Origin of the sequence: Pseudofrankia coriaricola (genome assembly GCF_001854805.1) — a bacterium.
Classification (GTDB): Bacteria; Actinomycetota; Actinomycetes; order Frankiales; family Frankiaceae; genus Pseudofrankia.
Window position 1 is genome coordinate 135,562 of sequence record NZ_MBLO01000220.1, and the last position, 18,387, is coordinate 153,948.

Here is an 18,387-nt window from a genome sequence, read left to right on the forward strand (position 1 = left end):
GCGTGGGCGGCTCACCAGAGTGGGGTCATACGCCACGGTGCCGCTGGTCGCCGTGGCTGGCCGGCGCGGCGGCGGTGGCGCCGGCGGACGCTCGTCACATATCCGACAACTCGCAGCTCATTTCGTCCAGCCCTGTCCGCGACTCTCCCTCTCCGAATAGCCTTCGTAACCGATAACCTTCCTGGCGCGGCGGGAAAGGCGGGGCGTGGCTGCTGGGCTGAAAGTTCACTACGGCACGGGCGTCGTCAATGTGCCCCCGGACCGGCCGTTCGTGATCGGTCGGTCCAACGAGTCCGACCTGACGGTGCGCGACGGGCGGGTGTCGCGGCGGCACCTGATGATCGAGCCGTCCGAGGGCGGCTGGGCCGCGGTGGACATCAGCACCAACGGCTCCTGGTCCGAGGGCCACCGGATGCCCCGCCGCGTCCAGCTGCCGCGGACGGTCGAGCTCAACCTCGGCGCGTCGGACGGCCCGCGGATCACGCTGGTGCACGACGGGGCGACCGGGACGGCGCCGGCTCACGCCGCCGCTCCCGGCCAGCCAGCCGCCCGCCGGCCAGCGGACCAGTCAGCGCCCGCCCAGCCGGCGCCCGCCCAGGCCGCGCAAGCCCAGGCCGCGCCGAGCGCGCCGCCATCGGCACCGGCACCGGCACCGGCACCGGTCCAGCAGACGCCGAGCCAGCAGCAGCCCGTGCCGGGCGCGCCGGCGCCCGTCCGCCCGGCCGCCGAGGCGCGGCCGGCCGCGCCTGGTGGCGGGATCCAGCCCACCCCCTTCCCGGGCGCCGCTCCACCGACCGCCGTCCAAGCGCCTCAGGCGCCTCAGGCGCCCAGCGCCGCCCAGGCACCCCACTTCGCGTGGGCGCCCGAGGAGGCCGCCGCTCCCGGTGAGGCAGCGGGCAGCGCCGATGTGCTCGGGACCGACGAGCACTACCAGATGCCGACCCTGAACATGGGAGACCGCTGGCCGGGGATCGGCCCGCTGCTTCCGCCCGGCGCCCAGGAGGGCTCGCCGGGCCACCCGCCGACGGCGCCGGGCGCCGACGGGCGCGCCCACCCGCTGCGCCCGGGGCGGATGGGAATCGGTCGGGCGCTGACCAACGACATCGTCGTCGGCGACCTGCTGGCCTCCCGGGAGCACGCCGAGCTGTTCGTCGGCCGCAGCGGCCTGCAGATCGTCGACCTCGGCTCGGCGAACGGCACGTTCGTCAACGGCCAGCGGATCGACCGCCGGGTGCTGGCCCTCGGCGACACGGTCGGGATCGGGCATCACCTCTTCCGCGTCACCGAGACGCAGCTCGTCGAGTACCTCGACTCGGGCGACGTCACCTTCGAGGTCGAGGGCCTCTCGGTCGACATCGGCGGCACCCGGCTGCTGCACGACGTGACCTTTCAGCTGCCCGGTCGCGCGCTGCTCGCCGTCATCGGTCCCAGCGGCGCGGGCAAGTCGACGCTGCTGAACGCGCTCACCGGCTTCCGCCCGGCGGACGTCGGCAGCGTCCGCTACACCGGCCGGGACCTGTACGACGAGTACGACGAGCTGCGCCGCCGGATCGGCTACGTACCGCAGGACGACATCCTGCACACCGCCCTCACCGTCCGGCAGGCCCTCGAGTACGGCGCCGAGCTGCGTTTCCCCGCCGAGACCACCAGAGAGGAACGCCGGGCACGCGTCGACGCGGTTCTCAACGAGCTCGGCCTCACCGGCAGCGGCGACCTCGGCCTCGACCTGTTCCTCGGCCCGGAGTTCGCCGACGGGCAGCCAGGCGGCCCGGTGGCCGTCAACGGAAACGGCGCCGGCGCCGACGGCGGGAACGGCAACGGCGGCCGGGCCAAGGGGCACGCCGTCGACCTCGTCGACCGGCAGGTCTCGACGCTGTCGGGCGGGCAGCGCAAGCGCACCAGCGTCGCCCTCGAGCTGCTCACCCAGCCGACCCTGCTCTACCTCGACGAACCAACCTCCGGCCTCGACCCCGGCCTGGACAAGGAGGTGATGGAGTCGCTGCGCCGGCTCGCCGACGGCGGCCGAACCGTCGTCGTCGTCACCCACAGCGTCGCCCAACTCGAACTGTGCGACTACGTCCTCGTCCTCGCCAAAGGCGGCCACGTCGCCTACTTCGGCCCACCACAACACGCCCTGTCATTCCTGGGCGCGGCCAGCTGGTCGCAGGCCTTCCGCGTCCTGCGGTCCGATCGCGGTGCCGCCGTGCTCGCGCGTCGCTACCGCGAGTCGGAGTATCACGTCAAGGCGGCCAGGGTGCCGACCGCGAGGCCGGCGCCACCGCCGCTGCCCGGCATTCGCCAGCAGTCCGTGCTGTCACAGATGCTCACGCTGTCCCGGCGCTACCTGCGGGTCATCGTCTCCGACCGGTCCTACCTGCGGCTGCTCATCGCCTACCCGTTCGTGCTCGGCCTGATCCCGCGGATCATCGACTTTCCGCGAAAACTCGTCATGCTGCACCCGGGCGAGCCGAACCGGAACGCCCCGCTCGTGCTGCTGGTACTTATCCTGTGCGGGATCTTCATGGGCGCGTCCAGCTCGGTACGCGAAATCGTCAAGGAACGCGAGATCTACCGCCGAGAACGCGCCATCGGCCTGTCCACCGTCGCGTACCTCGGCTCCAAGGTCTGCGTGCTCACGGTCGTCATCACGGCGCAGAGCATCGCGTTCACCGTGGCGGGCGTCGCCTGGCGCACCCCGTCCACGGGCGTGTTCTCGGACTTCCCGCTGCTGGAGATGATGCTGGTGGTCGCCGTCGCGGCGGTCACGTCGGCGATGATGGGTCTGGTGGTCTCGGCGCTGGTCGACAACGCCGACAAGACGATGCCGCTGCTGGTGCTGCTGACGATGTCGCAGCTGGTGTTCACCGGCGCGTTCCTGCCCGTGGACGGCAAGATCGGGCTCGAGCAGGTCAGCGACCTCACGCCCGCCCGGTGGGGCTACGCCGCGGTCGGCTCGGTCGTCGACATCATCCGCATTCAGATGATCGGCGACCCCAAGGTCAACCCCGGCACCGTCGCGGACCCGATCTGGCGGCACAGCTCCTCGGTCTACTTCACCGACCTCGCGGGCATGGCCGGCATCGCCGTGCTGAGCATCATCGTCACCGGTCTCCTCCTGCGCCGCCTCGATCCCCGCGTCGCCCGCCGCCGCCGCTGAGGCCACGGCCCGGCGAGCCGGCCACCCCGGACGGCGGCGACGTCGGGGCACGGCGTTCGCGTCAGCATCGAGCGGGGCCGGCTTGCCCCGGCCAGGTGGGGCAGCGGAAAGCCACCGGCGGCCGGCAACACCAGAGACCGCGCGGTGGTGGGATCGTCGGCGACAGGGCGAGGGAACGAAGTTACTCAAGTTTTCGCTTATGAGGCATGTGGCGCCAGGTACGTAAGGGTCCGCCGGTCAGCCTGTCCCGCACAGGAAGATCTTGAGGCTTGCGAGCGAGAGGCTGGCGGCCTTGGTGATCTCCGGGAGGGTGTGTCCACCGGATGCCCCGACTTCACGGATGGCGTCGTCACGGCCTCGACGGGTCTAGGCAAGATCGCGCTCGGCGCACTGCCCTCGGTAGGTCAGGACGGCGCGCGGCTGAGGCCATGGCCGGTCAAACGCCATTCGGTCACCCCGTCGGAACGCGGCGGAGGTAGGACCAGGTCTGCTCGCTGATCACGCCGGCGGTGGCGGCCGCGGCGCCGCGGCGGTCGAGCTTGGCGACGATCGCGGCCGCGATATCCGGGTCGCCCGCTGACATCTCGGACAGGATCGCGTGCCATTGCCGCACTGCCGCTTGGGCGCTGTCGCTGGTGGGTGCGGTATCCGATTCCTGGAGGGCGCGCACCGCGGCGTCGAGCTCGCGGGATCGGGCTGTCCAGTCGGCCAGCGCGGTGCTCGAGTGCCGCGCCTTAAGCTGGCGGAGCTGTTCGGCCGTGAAGGTAGAACCGGTCATGATCTCCTCCAGTGCGGTCAGGATGCTGTCGCCCGCGTCCCGCTCAGCGCCGCGGAGCTGGCGACGGGTCAGCTCCAGGTCGGCGAGCCTGGTGTCCAGTTCGCGGCGCCGGGCGCGAATGAGCGCCGCGAGCAGCGCCTCGTCTCCGTCGATGACTTCGCCGATCTCGGCCAGCGACAGCCCGACCAGCCGCAGAGCGAGGACGTGCCGGACGCGGCTGACGACGTCGGGCCAATACCGGCGGTGCCCGCTTACCGTGCGGGTCGCTGCCGGCACCAGCCCGACGCGGTCGTAGTGCCGTAACACACGCACGCTCACCCCGGCGGCACGGGCAACCTGGCCGATGGTCAACGTCTCGGCGGGCGGCTTCATGCTTCGACGCTAGGGCCTGACACAGGGGCAGGATCAAGGGCACGCGGCCCGGGCAAAGCGTTGATCTTGACTGTGCCGAGGGGTGCTCCGACAGCCAGAGACTGCCGGGCACCGCGTGTGGATCTCAGCCTGGCCAGTTCCCGGGCGCGAACCGGTGGTTCGGGATGGGCGGAGGTGTCCAGCGCGCCGAGCGAATGATGCTCCTCTCCCGCGTCGTGTCAGACGCCCGCGGGATCCCGGTCGTCGTGTCAGACGCCCGGGGCATGAAACGACGCTGGTTGTGACTCTGACGTCGGACAAGATGAGCGCGGGTCCGCACGAGCGCTCGGGCGGCGCCCCGACTGAGCCCGGCCTGGGCTCCACGCGAGGTCGACGCTGCGATCGCCAGGACGCTCCCCAGGGTGATTGCGTTCTTGCGTGTCAGAGCGCCAAATATCCCACCGGATCATGAGCCCGGCCATGATCTGGTGGGATGTTCAGCGCGGCCTCGCGCAGCGGTCGCGCTGATTCCCCCTGGGCGGCGCCGAGCCGGTTGTCGCCCGCGGGTGGGCGCCCAGGGTCAGCTGGCTGTCACCGTGAGAAGCCAGGGCGCGGTACGTCGACCGTTTCTCGACGCCGATCGACCGGAACGGTTTGAGCGCGGGCCTGTCCGGAAATCGTGGCAAGGCCACTAAAAACGCCATTTGTCAAGCCATGTATCCACCGTCGAGATCCGTCCACGTCACCTGGTGGCCACTTGCTCACACACAGCGCCAGCTGCCTGGCCGGTCACGTGCTGGATGCGCCGGTCCGGTCCAGGGGTGCGGGCGGTCAGCGGGGTACGCGTGGTCGCGGTGCGGCCACGGCCACCGCGGCGCCGGCGCCGCCGGCCCAGCTGTTCGTCGGCCCCCAGGTTCAGAGTCGTCGCGTTCGGAGGCGTCATGACCGCGAAATCGCGGCCCCCAGTCCTTGTGCTGATGGGTGTATCAGGAAGCGGCAAGTCCACGGTCGCCGCGCTGCTGGCGGCCGGCCTCGGCTGGCCATTCGAGGAGGGCGACGACCTGCATCCACCTGCAAACATCGAGAAAATGGCATCCGGGCACCCCCTGACCGACACGGACCGCTGGCCGTGGCTCGCGGCGGTGCGGTCATGGATCCACCAGCGGATCGACGCCGGCGAGCCTGGCGTCATCACCTGCTCGGCGCTGCGTCGCGCCTACCGCGACACGCTGCGCGGCGACACCGTCGCGGGATCGGGTCTGGCCGCCGACGCGGACGTCGCCGGCGGTGCGCGCGCCGGCGCCGAGGTGTTCGTGTACCTGCGCGGCTCGCGGGATGTCATCGCGCAGCGGCTCACGGCCCGCCACGGGCACTTCATGCCGACCGGCCTGCTCGACTCGCAGTTCGCCGCCCTCGAGGAGCCCGACCCGGACGAGAACGCGCTCACCGTGGACGTCGGCCCGGCGCCGGCGGCCACCGCCCAGACGATCGTCGACAAGCTCGGCCTCGCCGACGGGGGCTCCTGGCGGCCGGCGGTGGGCCGGTGAACGCCACCGCCGTGACCGCCACCGCCGTGACCGCCGCCGGGCAGGCGGCCGAGGCGGGCAGCTGGGACAGCCATGACACCCGTCTGATCATCGTCGCCCTCGTCGGGATCGGCCTGATCGTCGCCCTGATCGTCTGGGCGAAGCTGCACCCGTTCCTGGCGCTCGTCCTCGGCTCGGCCTTCGTCAGCCTCGCCGCCGGCGTCGGCCTCAGCAGCGTGATCAAGAATTTCGAGACGGGTGTCGGCAGCACCCTGCAGGAGGTCGGGCTGCTCATCGCGCTGGGCGCGATGCTCGGCAAGCTGCTCGCCGACTCCGGCGGCGCCAATCGTGTGATCGACACGCTGCTGGCCCGCGCGTCCGGGCGCGCGATCCCCTGGATGATGGCGCTGGTCGCGGTGATCATCGGTTTGCCGATGTTCTTCGAGATCGGGCTCGTGCTTCTGCTGCCCGTCATCGTGCTGGTCACCCAGCGATCCGGGCTGCGGCTGATGCGGGTGGCGATCCCGGCGCTCGCCGGCCTGTCCGCCCTGCACGGGCTGGTCCCGCCGCATCCGGGGCCGCTGCTGGCGATCTCGGCCGTGAACGCGCAGCTCGGTACCACGCTCGCGCTCGGCGTCGCGGTCGCCGTGCCGACCGTCGTGATCTGCGGCCCGCTGTTCTCGCTCCTCGCGGCCCGCTGGGTGCCGGTCGGGCCGCCCGCCGTCGCCGGCGGCGTCGACACCGCTGACGCGGCCACGACCAGCCGGTCACGGTCGACCCGGCTCGCGACGGCCCCAGCTGGGACGGCCGGGAGCGCGCCCGCCGAAGCGGCCGAAGAGCCGGCCGCCGGGGTCGTCGCCGCGCCGACCACCACGCTGACAGCGCCACCCAAGAATGCGGCCGAGACCAAGAGCGAGGCAGAAACCGGGATCCGGACTGAAATCGCGACCCGTGCTGAGACGGGAACCCGGGCTGGGGCTGAGACCCGGACAGAGAGCGGGACTGAGACCGGGACCGCGGGCTCGGCCGTCGAGACCCGTCGCCAGCCGTCCTTCGGGGTGACGCTCGCGACGATCTTGTTCCCCGTCGCGCTAATGCTGGGCAAGGCGCTCGCGGACATCATCGACACGGACGTCAAGAACCCGTCCCAGGCGCGGGTGGTATTCGACTTCATCGGCGAGCCGCTGGCCGCGCTGACGCTCGCCGTGCTGCTCGCGATGGTGACCTTCGGGTACGCGGTCGGGTTCAGCGGCAAGGACGTGTCATCCAAGATCGGTGCCAGCGTGGGTCCGGTCGCGGCGGTGATCCTCATCGTCGGTGCGGGCGGCGGGTTCAAGCAGTCGCTCATCGGCGCCGGCGTCGGCGACTCGGTGGCCACGTGGGCGAACAGCGCGCACATCTCGGTACTGGTCCTGGGCTACCTGGTCGCGGTCGCACTGCGGCTGGCGACCGGTTCGGCGACCGTCGCCACGGTCACCGCCGCGGGCATCGTCGCGCCGCTGGCCGCCGGCCTGAGCCCCACCCACGCCGCCCTGCTCGCCCTCGCGATCGGCACCGGCTCGCTGTTCTTCTCCCACGTCAACGACGCCGGCTTCTGGCTCGTCAAGGAGCTGTTCGGCCTCACCGTCCAGCAGACCATCAAGACCTGGTCCGTCATGGAGACCCTGGTCTCCGCCGTCGGCTTCGGCTTCGTCGCCCTCCTCTACGCGATCACCTGACGCGCGCTTGGCTGGGACCGCTCCGGCCCCCGTCGCCTCATCCGCACCTAGTGGTGGTGCCGCCGCAGCCAATGTCGGCCCGGCGGCATCGCCGCGCGGGACCACGATCGGTGGCTACCAACCGCTTGCGTGGCGATACGCCGGGTACATGGGCTGCGATGGACGAAGGGCCGGACACGCGGACGTTCCAGGCGGGCCAGGGTGCCGTCGGCTGGGACCCGGCCGACCTCGATGCGGCCCGCCTGCACCGGGCCGTCTCGGGTGTCGGCATCGGGCTGTGGGACTGGGATGTCGGCAGCGGGCGGGTGCTCGCCGACTGTGCCGCCGCCCGGCTGCTCGGCCTGGGTAAGGACGCGGGGCCGGTGTCGATAGACGACGTCCTGGCGAGGGTGCATCCCGACGAGCGGGCGACGTTCCTGCGTGCCCGGGATGTGGCACTGCGCGCGAGAAGCACCTTCCTGGAGGAGTACCGGGTGATACACCCGGACGGCGCGGTGACCTGGGTGCAGACACGCGCCGGGGTGCTCGTCGACGCGGCGGACGACACGCTGCGCGTCATCGGCTTCACGACCGACCGGACCTCGGCCCGCACGGTGCGGGAACGGGTCGCCCGGGCGCTCGACCACGTGAGCGACATCGTGCTCGTGCTCGACGAGGACGACACGATCGTCTACGCGAACATCGAGGCGGTGCGGCAGTTCGGCATGGCTCGCCAGGACATCGTGGGCCGGGCGGCCGCGGACCTGCCCCTCTCCCCGGTCCGCGACCACGTAGCGGAGCTGCGCCGCCGACGCGCCGACCCGGTCGCGCCAGGGGAGTCGAACTCGGCCACGGTGCTCGAGGTCGAGGAGACCGACGCGGCCGGCGTGTGGTGGGCGGTCCGCATGTTCACGATCCCCGACGGCCTGGTCGTCACGATGCGCAACGCCGACGCGCGCCACCGCGCCGACGCGGAGCGGGCGGAGCTGATCGGGTCGCTGTCGTCGGCTCTGCGCCGCTCCCGGCAGTTGCTCGACGTCACGGTCGAGCTCGGCCAGGCCCTGACGGTGGACGAGCTGTGTGACGTCGCCACCCGGACGAGCACATCCAACCTCGGCGTGCACTTCACCGGCGTCGTGCTGCTGGAGGATGACGGCCCGCCGCGGGTCATCACCCGGCCGCACTCGGACTTCCTCACCCGAGCCTGGGCGCGGATGCCCGATTTCGGCCCGGCCGTCACCGCCCAGCTGCTACATACCGGTCAGCCCCGGTTCGACGAGAGCCGGGCGGGCTACCTGCGCGACTTCCCGGACCGGGCGCCGAACCTTGACGCGATGAGCATCGACGCGATGGCCAGCCTGCCGTTGATCGTGTCAGGGCGCCCGATCGGCGTGATGCTGCTGGGCTGGCCGACCCCGCGGGTCTTCGACGAGGACGAGCGCCGTTTCCTGCTCACCCTCGTCGGCCCGTTCGCCCAGGCGATCGAACGGGCCCGCCTCTACGAACGGCAGATGTCCACCGTCGAGACGCTGCAGCGCGCCGTCCTGCCTCGGACGCTTCCCGACCTCGACCACGTACGGCTGGCCGCCCGCTACCTGCCGGCCGCCCGCGACATCGGGATCGGCGGCGACTGGTACGACGCGACGGTGCTCTCCGACGGAACGGTGAGCCTCGTGGTCGGCGACGTCGGCGGCCACGGCCTGCTGGCGGTCTCGACCATGGCCGAGCTGCGGCACGCCGCCCGGGCCTATGCGCTGCAGCTGCAGCCGCCGGCGGACATCACCACCCAGCTGTCGGCCAACCTCGGCGAACGGACGGACGAGGCGCTCGCGACCGCCGTGGTCGCCCATCTGGATCCCGAGACGGGCTGGCTGACCTGGTCATGCGCCGGGCACCCGCCACCGCTTCTCCTGGCCGCCGAACCCGAAGCGGGCGAGGCGGGAGGAGTCGGGGCGACGCGGTACCTGGAGGACGTGCACGGCCCGATCCTCGGCGTCGACACCTCGGCCACCTACGGCCAGAGCAGCGTGCAGCTCCCGCCGGGAGCGGGGCTCCTGCTTTACAGCGACGGCCTGGTCGAGCGCCGGGGCCGATCGCTGACAGATCAGCTCGCGGCGCTCGCCGCGGCCGCGGCGGCCGCGCTGCGGCCCCCTGAGGATCCCGGCGCCCTCTGCGACCACATCCTGCGCGCGGTCGCCCCGCGGGAGCGTGAGGACGACCTGTGCCTGCTCGTCGTCGCCACGAGCTGACGCCACCGGCGGGCTCCGGTGGCTCAGCGTGCCGGGCAGATCAGGCGGGGCCGGCGCCGGGAGCGGCCGTGGGGGCGGGTGTGGCCCCAGCCGTGCCGCCGGGCAGGCCGAAGCCGCGGCCGACGTCGGGGCGGCGCAGCTTCCAGATCAGGCCGTCGTAGAACAGGTGCAGCCCGCCGGCGATGAGCACGAACAGCGTGAAGTACGGATAGCCGACCGAGGTCAGGCCGGCCAGGACCGCGCCGATGCCCGCCAGGTAGGCGGCCAGGAAGCCGGTGCGGCCGGCCCTGGAGCGCACCACCGCCGAGACAGGCCCCGTGCGCAGGTCCGCGGTGTCGGGGGCGGGCGCGCCGGGCTTGGCCCGCGGCCGGTAACGGCCCTCCAGATGGTGGTGGACGATCAGGAAGTACTCGGCGGCGTGTGCGCCGACGTAGGCGACGAAGCCGAGCAGCGGGTTGACGGCGATCAGCGCGATCAGCGCGAGGGTGGAGCCGACATAGATCCACTTTGCCGGGTTGGCGGTGGCGTGGCGGCGCTCGGCGAGCACCCAGCGCGCGAGCGCGACCAGCGCGAACAGCGCGGCGAACGGCAGCAGGACCCGGGCGACGGGCGCCGCGTCGGTGAGCAGGTCCAGGGCGCGCCGGTTGGCGCCGCCGAGGTCGGCGGCGGCGATCTTGTCCGCGGTCCCGTCGGCGGCGGCCGCGGCGAGGACGGCGGTCACCAGGGCGCCGTAGAGCACCATGCGCTCGAGGTTGCCGTGGCTGTCGCCAGCCTTGCGGCCGTAGATCCGGGTGAGGCCGTAGCGCTGCTGCAGGGTGTGCACGGCGTTCCACGTCGCCGCGATGACGGCGAGGAGCGCCAGGCTGACATACAGCCCGAACAGCACCAGCCCGGCGAGGACGAACGGGCTGACGACGAACACGGCCCTCCGGGTGGCGAACTGCCGGCGGTCTCCGTAGACCAGCAGGAGCGTCAGCGGCTGGTGCATGACCGAGAACATCAGCGTCGCCGCGACCAGCCAGCGCACGGCCGGCGCGTTGCCGGAGACCGCCCACGCGGCGAGCGCGAACGGCACCCACAGGGCCGCGACGGTCAGGTCGTAGCCAGCCGACCGGATCCAGCGCGGGCGGCGGGAGGCGGGCAGTTGGGGAGCGACCCGCGCGGTCGTCACGGCCGTCATGACCGGGCTCCGACGAACGGTGGCGCGACGGATGACAGCGCGGGGCAATGCATCAGGCCGACCTCCTGGCATGGAAGCGACGCTTTGTCGTGACCTGCTGTATAGCGAACAACGGCCGCATCGTCCACGGACAACGGCCCCGGAACGGGTGAACATGGCCAGCCGTGGCCGACGGCTCTCGTGGGCGCGGCACTGAACCGGCCGGCGTTGCTTCATCCTTGGGCTGTGCGGAATCAGGACCGCCCGTTTGTCGGGCGGCAGGAGGAGATGGTGCTGCTGCGTTCGCGTTCGCGGACGGCGGCGGAAGGCCGGGGCGGTGTCGTGCTGGTGACCGGCCCCGCGGGGATCGGCAAGACCCGGCTGGTCGAGGAGGCGTTGAGGCCGGGCGCGAGGTCCCCGGCCAGCCTGCCGGCGGGCGCGTCGGCACGGGTGCCGGTTGGCCGTGGCTACTGCCTCGCCGACCATGCCGCGCCGGCGCTGTGGCCCTGGCAGCAGGCGCTGCGCGCCCTCGCCCGGCACAGCGGGCGACCGGCGGGAATCGCCTCGACGCTCGACTTGCTCGAGGGGGCCCGAATCCGCCATGCGCCTGGCGACGCGGCGAGTGCCGCCGCGGCGCGGTTCGCCGCCCTGGCCGGGGTCGCCGATGCGGTGCTGACCGCCGCCGCCGAACCCGCTGGTGATCGTGCTGGAGGACCTGCACTGGGCCGACACGAACAGCGTTGAACTGCTGCGGCAGGTCGCCGGCGGGATCGTCGACAGCCACCTGCTGCTGATCGCGACGCTGCGCGCCCTGCCGGGCGAGCCTGGCGATGCCGTGCGTGAGTTCTCCCGGCTGGACAGCGTCCACGCCATGCCGTTGCGACCACTGACGGCCGACGCGATCCGGGAGTACCTCACCGCGCTCGACCCGGCAGGCTCCTCCGCCGCGCGTGCCGAGGAGGTGGCGCGGCGCAGCGGCGGGCTGCCCCTCCTGCTCGACGCCGCGGCCTCCGACACCGGCACCCCTGGGACGGTCGCGGTACGCGATCTCGTCGAAGCGCTGCTGGCTCAGCTTCCGAAGCCGGCACGGCGCGTCGTCCAGGTCGCCGCGCTGCTGCGCCCGCCGGTGGACACCGAACTCGTCGGCCAGGTTGCGGAGGTCGACGGGTCGACGGCCGGGCTGGCGCTGGACGCCGCGTGCCGTGCCGGCCTGCTGACCCGGACGACCTCATGGACCGGCATCGAGGGACAGGGGCTCGAGTTCACCCACGGCCTGCTGGCCGAAGGGCTGGGGGCCTTCTCGACCCGGTCGAGCGGCGCGAGATCCACCGGCGGGCCGCCGTCACGTTGCAGGCGCGACCGGCGACGGTTCCCGGGCTCGCCGCCGAGGTCGCTGGTCACTGGCGCCGGGCCGGCGGCTGTCCGCCGTCCTGGGGCAGCAGTGGCGGATCAGAGCCGCCTATCAGCTCGGTCGGCTCGACGTCGTGGACGAGGCGATGGCCGCCGTCGCGACGCTGGCGGACCGCAGCGGCCTCCCGCTGGCGAGCTGGCATCGGTTGCGCGGTGTGGCAGCCCAGGCCGCGTTGGAAGGCAGGTTCGCCGCCGCGCGGTCGGCCAACCTCGAGGCCCACCGGCTGGGCTCGCGTGCCGGAGACGCGCAGTCAGCCGGCATGAGCTACGCCTTCGCCGCCCACCTGGCCATGCTGCGAGGGGACGCCGTCGAGCTCCCGGATGACTACTGGCCGGCGTTGGAAGCATTCCCGCCGTCACCGCTGATGACGGTGTTCCGGGCCAACACCCTTCTACTCGAGGGGCGCCGTGAGGAAGCCAGGGTCTGGTACGAGCGACTGCGCTCGATGCTCGACGACCCGGTGGTGGATATCCGGTGGCTCGGGGTACTGATGCTGCTGATCGACCTGGTCGAGGCATTCGGGGACCCGCGGGCCGGGGAGGCCCTCGCCACCCAGCTGAAGCCCTACGCCGCCTACCCCGGGGCGGTCGGAACACCGACGGCCTTCTTCGCTGGCTCCATGCAGGGCCCGTACGGACGCGCGCTGGGCCACGCGGGGCAGCTGCGCGATGCCGAGGCAGCGCTGCGGGCGGCGATCATGCATGACACCGCGCTCGGCGCGCGCCCCCACATCGTGCTGGGCAGGCTGGCCCTTGCCGAGGTGCTGCGCCGCCTCGACGATCCTGACGCCGCGGCGACCCTCGCAGCCGCGGCGGCGGCCGAGGCTCGCCGGCTGGACATGCCCGGGTCGCTGGCCCGCACCGACCGGCTGCTCGCCGACCTGGCCTCCGTCCGGCGGGAGACCGACCCATTGACCCCCCGCGAACACGAGGTGGCCGCGCTCGTCGTCCAGGCCATGTCCAACCGGGAGATCGCGGCGCGGCTGGTACTCAGCGAGCGCACCATCGAAAACCACGTCCGCTCTATCCTCGCCAAGTTCGGCTGCACCAACCGAACCGAGCTGGTCGCACGCTGGCGGTCGTAAACAGGAGTCGAGGCGGCCGCCCAGCACCATGCGCATGTGCGGGCGGGAAGGGGCGTCGCGTTATTGGACGTCGAACTCGATGGCGACGACGCCGCCGGCGAACTGCGGCGGGGTGCCGAGTGGGCTGGCGACGATGTAGTGACCGGTGGGCAGCTTCGCCACGCCATAGCCAGGCGTGCCAGGCTGCGGTTGAACCCCGGCGATGATGTCGGTGGTCGTGTCCAGGTCGGTCGTTCCGGCCGCGACGCCGGCCGCGGTCGCGGTCGCCCCGTCCTTGACCTTGGCGAGCAGCAGGACGAAGCCGGCCTTCGCCGGGTCGCCGGCGTTGGTGAACGTGATGGCGACCGGTCCGGCGGGAACGGACGCCGGCAGGCCGGTGAGTGTCCCGGCGTTGTTGGTCACGGCGAGCTTGGGGTAGCCGCAGTTGTCGACCATCCAGGCGTCGACGGCCTGGCCCGCGGCGATCAGCCCGCTGCCCTCGTAGTCGATGGGCTTGCCCTGCTTGGCAGTGTTCACTACCGAGACCAGGACGTCGACCTTGCTTGTCAGTTCGGCGGGGATGTTCGCGCGCAGCGTCGTGGCCAGCGGTTCGGCGGTCGCCGCGAAGGCCTGCAGCTCCTGGGCGGTCGGGGTCGGTGCGTCGGGGTCGAACCCCGGGAGGTCGAGGCCGTTGATCGCGAGTTCGGCGGTGCAGGCGGCCTGCACGTCGCCCCCGGTCGCCGCCGCGGCGGCCGAGCTGGCGGTCGCGGTGGCATTCGCCCCGTCGGAGGACGAGGAGCAGGCGGTGGCCGCGGCGAGGGTCGCGGCGGCGAGCACGGCAGCCGCGCCACGACGGCCGGCGGAGGGTGACAGCACGGGTTCACTCCTGGGAATGGTGGGACGGTGGGCGTGTCGGATCTGGAGATGCTTCGCGGCGGTGGTTCTCGCTCTTTCCCGTCGCGGCAGGTCAACGGTTGATGTCGTCTCGACCGCGACACCAACGCTCGCTCGCCGCCGCGTCGGTACCGGTTGGACTGGTCGGCCATAACCGCGTCGACCGGTCCGATCCGATGCCGCGCGCTTCGTTGCTGCGAGGTGTATTTCGATTCCGTCCGGCCCGCGACGATCTGCAATCTGTATGCCGCGGATTCAGATTCAGGGGTGGTAAGGTCCGCGGTCGGCGGGTGGTGGGGCGCTGGTTCTGGGTGACGACCGCGCGGGCACCCTGGTCAGGTGATCTCGGTTACTCGCGCCGAACGACGTAGGCAGACCTTTCCCGGCTTACGTCTGGTAGCCCGGTGCTGGTGTGCCGGGAGGGTTGTAGACGCCCGGCCGACCTGCCGGGTTTGGGACACAGATCTCTCCCTCCAGCCCGTCTGGGTCACGGAAGAACAGGCTGAGGGTCGGACCGAAATCGGTGACGAAGCCGTCGGACGCGCCGCGAGCGACGAGCCGTTCCCTAATCAGGTCGAACGCCTCCAGGGAGGCGGCCTGCAAACCCAGGTGATCGATACGGCCCCGGCCGAACATCGGCGTCTGACGCCGCGCTTCGGTGTTGCCGGGAATCTCGAAGACATTGAGTTCGGTGGCCAGGCCGATCTGGACAAAGGACAGTCGACCTCCGCCGGGTCCTGGCACCTCCCCGGCGACGGTGGCGTCGAACACCTCGTGGTAGAAGGCGTGCAGCCGCTCACCGTCACCCGTAAGGAGTGCCACATGGTTCACGCCGTTCAGCAACATCCCCGGCCTTCCGTCGACTTTTCCGGGTGCTCCTCGAACTTCATTGTCAGACCTCCATCGAGGGCTTGGAGTGAAACAAGGCGTGGTGAGGCGGGGGCGACCCGGAAACTGCCCGGCGGAGATGGGCATCGCGAGCAGACCGCCAGATCGAACGGCCGGCCACGGTCGCCGCGGCTCTGTGGGGGTGGCGAGGTGCCCTCGCCACCCCCACCCCCCCGATTGCGGTGAGTGGTCGTCATGGAGACGATCGGCCATGCGGGCCACCGGCACATCAGTACTTGTACGGAGATCGGTACCTAACCGGTTCTCAGTGCCCAGACCGCGGCCTGGGTGCGGTTGGCCAGGGCCACCGGGGCGCCGATCCGTCGTCGCCGTCTTTCGCCGCGGATTCCAGTACTTCGACTACGTACTCGTACTGATGCCGCGGAGCCGCGGCCGCGCGAGCGTGACGGCATGGATCTGAAGGCAGCCGTCGAGGCAGTGTTCGCCCCGGCAGGCGACCTGCTCCTGCCCCGGATAGGGGATCAGGAACGGGCATGGAACGAGGCAGCTATCGGCCACTCACCCGAATCCGAGGCATTGTTCTCGATCGCTCACACGGCCGCGCCATCGTTTGTGAACGCAGTGGCCGCTTTCGCCGGAGGGGCGCCGTGAAGGTCGCGTTCGTCACCGATCCGCTCGAATCCCTCGGCGTGCCCACGGACACCAGCATCGGCCTGATGCAGGCAGTGCAGGACAGAGATGCGGAGGTGTGGGTCACCGAGGCGCACCTGCTCGAGGCCGAGAACGGTCGGGCTCGGGCGCTGGCCCGCCGGCTTCGGCTCCCTGCGTCCCAACCACGCAATGGTCATCCATCGACGGTCGCGAGCACCTGGTACACAGCCGGCGAGCCGCGGCGCGTCTGGCTCGACGACATGGCTGCTGTCTTCATGCGCACCGAGCCGCCGCTCGACCAGACATACCTCACCGCGACCCTCATCCTGGACCTCGTCGATCCGGCCGGGACCGTCATGGTCAACGATCCTCGCGGACTGCGGGCCTGCGGCGAGCACGTCCTGCCGTTGCACTTCCCGGACCTGGTCCCGCCGACGATCATCACCGCCGACCCGCGCGCCATCCGGTCGTTCCTCGCCGACCACGACGCCGTCGTGGTCAAGCCGGTGGACGGCTTCGGCGGCCGCGGCGTCCTGCGACTGCACCGCCATGATCCCAATCTCGCCTCCCTGCTGGAGACGTCCACCCAGGACGGCCGCCGGGCCGTCATCGCGCAGCGGTTTCTCCCCGGGGTCTCGGCCGGCAACAAGCGGATCTTCGTGGTGGCGGGGGAACCCGTCGGCGCGGTCTACCGCTACCCGGCATCCGGCGACTTCCGGATCGGCGATCCGACCGCCGAAGCGCCGGTCACCGACCGCGACCGGGAGATCTGCGCCCGGCTCGCGCCGGACCTGCGGCGACACGGCATTCATCTCGCTGGCCTGGACGTGATCGGACCGCACCTCATCGAGGTGAACGTCACCAGCGTAGGCGCGCTGCGCAAGGCCGACACCCTGCTCGGCTGGAGCCTCTGCGCCGACCTCGTCGACAGCGTGCTGGGCACGCGCAAGCAAAGGGGAGTCGCATGACCACCGCAATCATCTGTACGGCGATCCTGGGCGCGATGGTGTTCGTCCTCGGATTCAACGTCTCCCGCCTGCGGGGCGCGACCGGGAAGGCCGGCGGCTCACAGTGGCCAAGCGACCCGGCGAACCCGCTCTTCATCGCGGTCCGGTCGCACGCCAACCAGGCCGAGTACGTACCGACCCTGATCGTGTTGTTTCTGCTCGTCGGCGCCCGCGGCTCGGCCGCCGTGGCCGTTCCACTGATCATCGGCGCCACCGTCGTGCGAGTGCTGCATGCCTACAACATGCTGACGGCCAAGGGCACCGGGCGCCTCACGCCGCTTCACCTGGCTTCCGCGATCGGTACCTATGTCTTCGGCGTCGCCCTCGCCGTCGCGGCCCTCTTCACCCTCTGATGGGCGGACCGTCCGCGCTGCTCCCGCTGCGCTCGTCCGCGTTCCGGCGCTACCTGCTCGGCCAGCTGGCGTCGGTGCCCTGTTCCTGGGCGCAGGTCGTCGCGCTCGCCTGGGTGGTGGTGGATCTCGCCCCGGCGGCCATGGGATGGGTGGTGACCCTGCAGTTTCTGCCCAGCCTGCTCCTCGGACCGTGGTTCGGCGCGGTCGCCGACCGGTACGACCGCCGCCGGCTGCTGATGGCCGCCGAGGCCGGCCTCGGCCTGGTGGCGCTGGCGTACGCCGCCGCGTCCATTGCGGACGTTCTGACGCTGCCCGTCGTCTGTCTGCTCAGCGCGATCTGGGGCGTGGTCAACGCGCTGGACACGCCGGCCCGGCGGGCCCTGGTGCCGATGCTCGTGCCGCCGGCCCACGCGCCGGGCGCCTCAGCGCTGAGTGGAACCGTCATGTTGGTCGGCATGACGGCCGGGTCAGGACTCGGCGCGCTGGCGTTGGCCCACGTCGGCGTGGCGGCCACGTTCACCCTGAACGCCGTCTCCTTCCTGGCCGACGTCGCCCTGCTCGCCACGATCCGGGTCGGGCCCTCGCCCCGGCTCGCGCGGGCACCCCGGCAGATCCGCGACGGGTTCCGCTATCTGTGGCATACGCCGCACCTGCGGACGCCGTTGCTCGCTCTGGCCGTGGTCGCGACCTTCGCCTTCACCTTTCAGGTCGCCGTGCCGATCTTCATCCGCGCGACCTTCGACGGGGGAGCATCCCTCATCGGCACCGCCTTCACGGCGGTGACCGCGGGCAGCCTCGTCGGCACGCTCGTCGCGGCCGCTCGGGGTATGCCCGGCCGGCACACCCTGGCGCGAACGAACCTGGCCATGGCAGCCGCGATGACCGTGACCGCGACGGCTCCCACCGTGCCGATCGCGCTCATCGGCCTGGCCGGCATCGGCATCGCCTGGTCGTTCTTCCTCACGTCTGTGATCACCATTCTGCAGACCGCCGAACCCGCGATGATGGGCCGGGTCATGTCGCTGTTCGCTCTCGTCCTGCTCGGGGGCACCGCCCTCGGCGGTCCGATCGCCTCAGCCCTGACCACGGTTGCGGGAGTACGTGCGCCGTTCGTCCTGGGAGCGACCGCCGCGGCGGTGGCCGTCGCCATCTCCTGGCGACACGCCGCCAGCTCCGCTGACCGCGCCAGCCGGCACGTGACGGCCGTCGACGCCGGATAGTGCCGCGCCCTCCCCAAAGGCG

General features: G+C 71.8%; 15 protein-coding genes. 11 read left to right on the forward strand and 4 right to left on the reverse strand.

Annotated elements, in window-relative coordinates; all coding sequences use genetic code 11:
- Positions 1–205 precede the first annotated feature (205 nt).
- Positions 206–3,157 (forward strand): ATP-binding cassette domain-containing protein, encoded by a 2,952-nt coding sequence (locus tag BCD48_RS26110; RefSeq protein WP_071051002.1) that lies wholly within the window; start codon positions 206–208, stop codon positions 3,155–3,157.
- Positions 3,158–3,608: 451 nt separating this feature from the next.
- On the opposite strand, the gene BCD48_RS26115 is transcribed toward BCD48_RS26110, so the two are convergent.
- Positions 3,609–4,307, reverse strand: coding sequence for a MerR family DNA-binding transcriptional regulator (locus BCD48_RS26115; RefSeq protein ID WP_071051003.1), 699 nt, complete (start codon positions 4,305–4,307; stop codon positions 3,609–3,611).
- A gap of 920 nt (positions 4,308–5,227) precedes the next feature.
- Here BCD48_RS26115 and BCD48_RS26120 point away from each other — a divergent pair.
- From BCD48_RS26120 to BCD48_RS26130, 3 genes are all read left to right on the forward strand, one after another.
- The gene (locus BCD48_RS26120; RefSeq protein ID WP_071051004.1) at positions 5,228–5,833 is read left to right on the forward strand and encodes a gluconokinase; all 606 of its coding nucleotides are present in this window, start codon (positions 5,228–5,230) and stop codon (positions 5,831–5,833) included.
- Complete coding sequence (locus BCD48_RS26125; protein WP_241841990.1) at positions 5,830–7,530, forward strand: GntT/GntP/DsdX family permease; 1,701 nt, start codon at positions 5,830–5,832, stop codon at positions 7,528–7,530. Before BCD48_RS26120 ends, BCD48_RS26125 begins: the two co-directional genes overlap by 4 nt.
- A 158-nt stretch (positions 7,531–7,688) precedes the next feature.
- Entirely contained in the window at positions 7,689–9,758 is a 2,070-nt protein-coding gene (locus BCD48_RS26130) for a SpoIIE family protein phosphatase (protein WP_071051005.1), read from the forward strand.
- 40 nt (positions 9,759–9,798) lie between these two features.
- Here BCD48_RS26130 and BCD48_RS26135 read toward each other — a convergent pair whose 3' ends face one another.
- Positions 9,799–10,938, reverse strand: a complete 1,140-nt coding sequence (locus tag BCD48_RS26135) for a hypothetical protein (protein WP_071051006.1) — start codon at positions 10,936–10,938, stop codon at positions 9,799–9,801.
- Between the two features lie 225 nt (positions 10,939–11,163).
- Between BCD48_RS26135 and BCD48_RS54080 the strand changes: the two genes are divergently transcribed.
- From BCD48_RS54080 to BCD48_RS54090, 3 genes are read left to right on the forward strand one after another with little or no spacing between them, the layout of a single operon-like run.
- Positions 11,164–11,661, forward strand: a complete 498-nt coding sequence (locus tag BCD48_RS54080; RefSeq protein ID WP_241841991.1) for an ATP-binding protein — start codon at positions 11,164–11,166, stop codon at positions 11,659–11,661.
- Positions 11,615–12,652 (forward strand): hypothetical protein, encoded by a 1,038-nt coding sequence (locus BCD48_RS54085; RefSeq protein WP_241841992.1) that lies wholly within the window; start codon positions 11,615–11,617, stop codon positions 12,650–12,652. The genes BCD48_RS54080 and BCD48_RS54085 overlap by 47 nt, the downstream gene beginning before the upstream one ends.
- The gene (locus BCD48_RS54090) at positions 12,588–13,412 is read left to right on the forward strand and encodes a helix-turn-helix transcriptional regulator (protein WP_241841993.1); all 825 of its coding nucleotides are present in this window, start codon (positions 12,588–12,590) and stop codon (positions 13,410–13,412) included. The genes BCD48_RS54085 and BCD48_RS54090 overlap by 65 nt, the downstream gene beginning before the upstream one ends.
- Before the next feature lie 60 nt (positions 13,413–13,472).
- On the opposite strand, the gene BCD48_RS26155 is transcribed toward BCD48_RS54090, so the two are convergent.
- The gene (locus BCD48_RS26155) at positions 13,473–14,267 is read right to left on the reverse strand and encodes a hypothetical protein (protein ID WP_071051010.1); all 795 of its coding nucleotides are present in this window, start codon (positions 14,265–14,267) and stop codon (positions 13,473–13,475) included.
- Positions 14,268–14,672: 405 nt separating this feature from the next.
- Positions 14,673–15,131: a VOC family protein gene (locus tag BCD48_RS26160; protein ID WP_071051011.1), complete on the reverse strand. Its 459-nt coding sequence runs from the start codon at positions 15,129–15,131 to the stop codon at positions 14,673–14,675.
- 453 nt (positions 15,132–15,584) lie between these two features.
- Here BCD48_RS26160 and BCD48_RS50810 point away from each other — a divergent pair, with 453 nt between their 5' ends.
- From BCD48_RS50810 to BCD48_RS26175, 4 genes are read left to right on the forward strand one after another with little or no spacing between them, the layout of a single operon-like run.
- Positions 15,585–15,785 (forward strand): hypothetical protein, encoded by a 201-nt coding sequence (locus BCD48_RS50810; protein ID WP_131804106.1) that lies wholly within the window; start codon positions 15,585–15,587, stop codon positions 15,783–15,785.
- Complete coding sequence (gshB, locus tag BCD48_RS26165; protein WP_071051012.1) at positions 15,782–16,753, forward strand: glutathione synthase; 972 nt, start codon at positions 15,782–15,784, stop codon at positions 16,751–16,753. Before BCD48_RS50810 ends, gshB begins: the two co-directional genes overlap by 4 nt.
- Positions 16,750–17,145 (forward strand): MAPEG family protein, encoded by a 396-nt coding sequence (locus BCD48_RS26170; protein WP_071051013.1) that lies wholly within the window; start codon positions 16,750–16,752, stop codon positions 17,143–17,145. The genes gshB and BCD48_RS26170 overlap by 4 nt, the downstream gene beginning before the upstream one ends.
- The gene (locus tag BCD48_RS26175; protein WP_071051014.1) at positions 17,145–18,365 is read left to right on the forward strand and encodes an MFS transporter; all 1,221 of its coding nucleotides are present in this window, start codon (positions 17,145–17,147) and stop codon (positions 18,363–18,365) included. Before BCD48_RS26170 ends, BCD48_RS26175 begins: the two co-directional genes overlap by 1 nt.
- Positions 18,366–18,387 lie beyond the last annotated feature (22 nt).

Coding starts and splice junctions, on each gene's coding strand:
- BCD48_RS26160 (WP_071051011.1), bottom strand. CDS start 15,131: ATGTTGCTGAACGGCGTGAACCATGTGGCACTCCTTACGGGTGACGGT.
- BCD48_RS26130 (WP_071051005.1), top strand. CDS start 7,689: ATGGACGAAGGGCCGGACACGCGGACGTTCCAGGCGGGCCAGGGTGCC.
- BCD48_RS50810 (WP_131804106.1), top strand. CDS start 15,585: ATGGATCTGAAGGCAGCCGTCGAGGCAGTGTTCGCCCCGGCAGGCGAC.
- BCD48_RS26115 (WP_071051003.1), bottom strand. CDS start 4,307: ATGAAGCCGCCCGCCGAGACGTTGACCATCGGCCAGGTTGCCCGTGCC.
- BCD48_RS26135 (WP_071051006.1), bottom strand. CDS start 10,938: ATGACGGCCGTGACGACCGCGCGGGTCGCTCCCCAACTGCCCGCCTCC.
- BCD48_RS54090 (WP_241841993.1), top strand. CDS start 12,588: ATGAGCTACGCCTTCGCCGCCCACCTGGCCATGCTGCGAGGGGACGCC.
- BCD48_RS26120 (WP_071051004.1), top strand. CDS start 5,228: ATGACCGCGAAATCGCGGCCCCCAGTCCTTGTGCTGATGGGTGTATCA.
- BCD48_RS26175 (WP_071051014.1), top strand. CDS start 17,145: ATGGGCGGACCGTCCGCGCTGCTCCCGCTGCGCTCGTCCGCGTTCCGG.
- BCD48_RS26170 (WP_071051013.1), top strand. CDS start 16,750: ATGACCACCGCAATCATCTGTACGGCGATCCTGGGCGCGATGGTGTTC.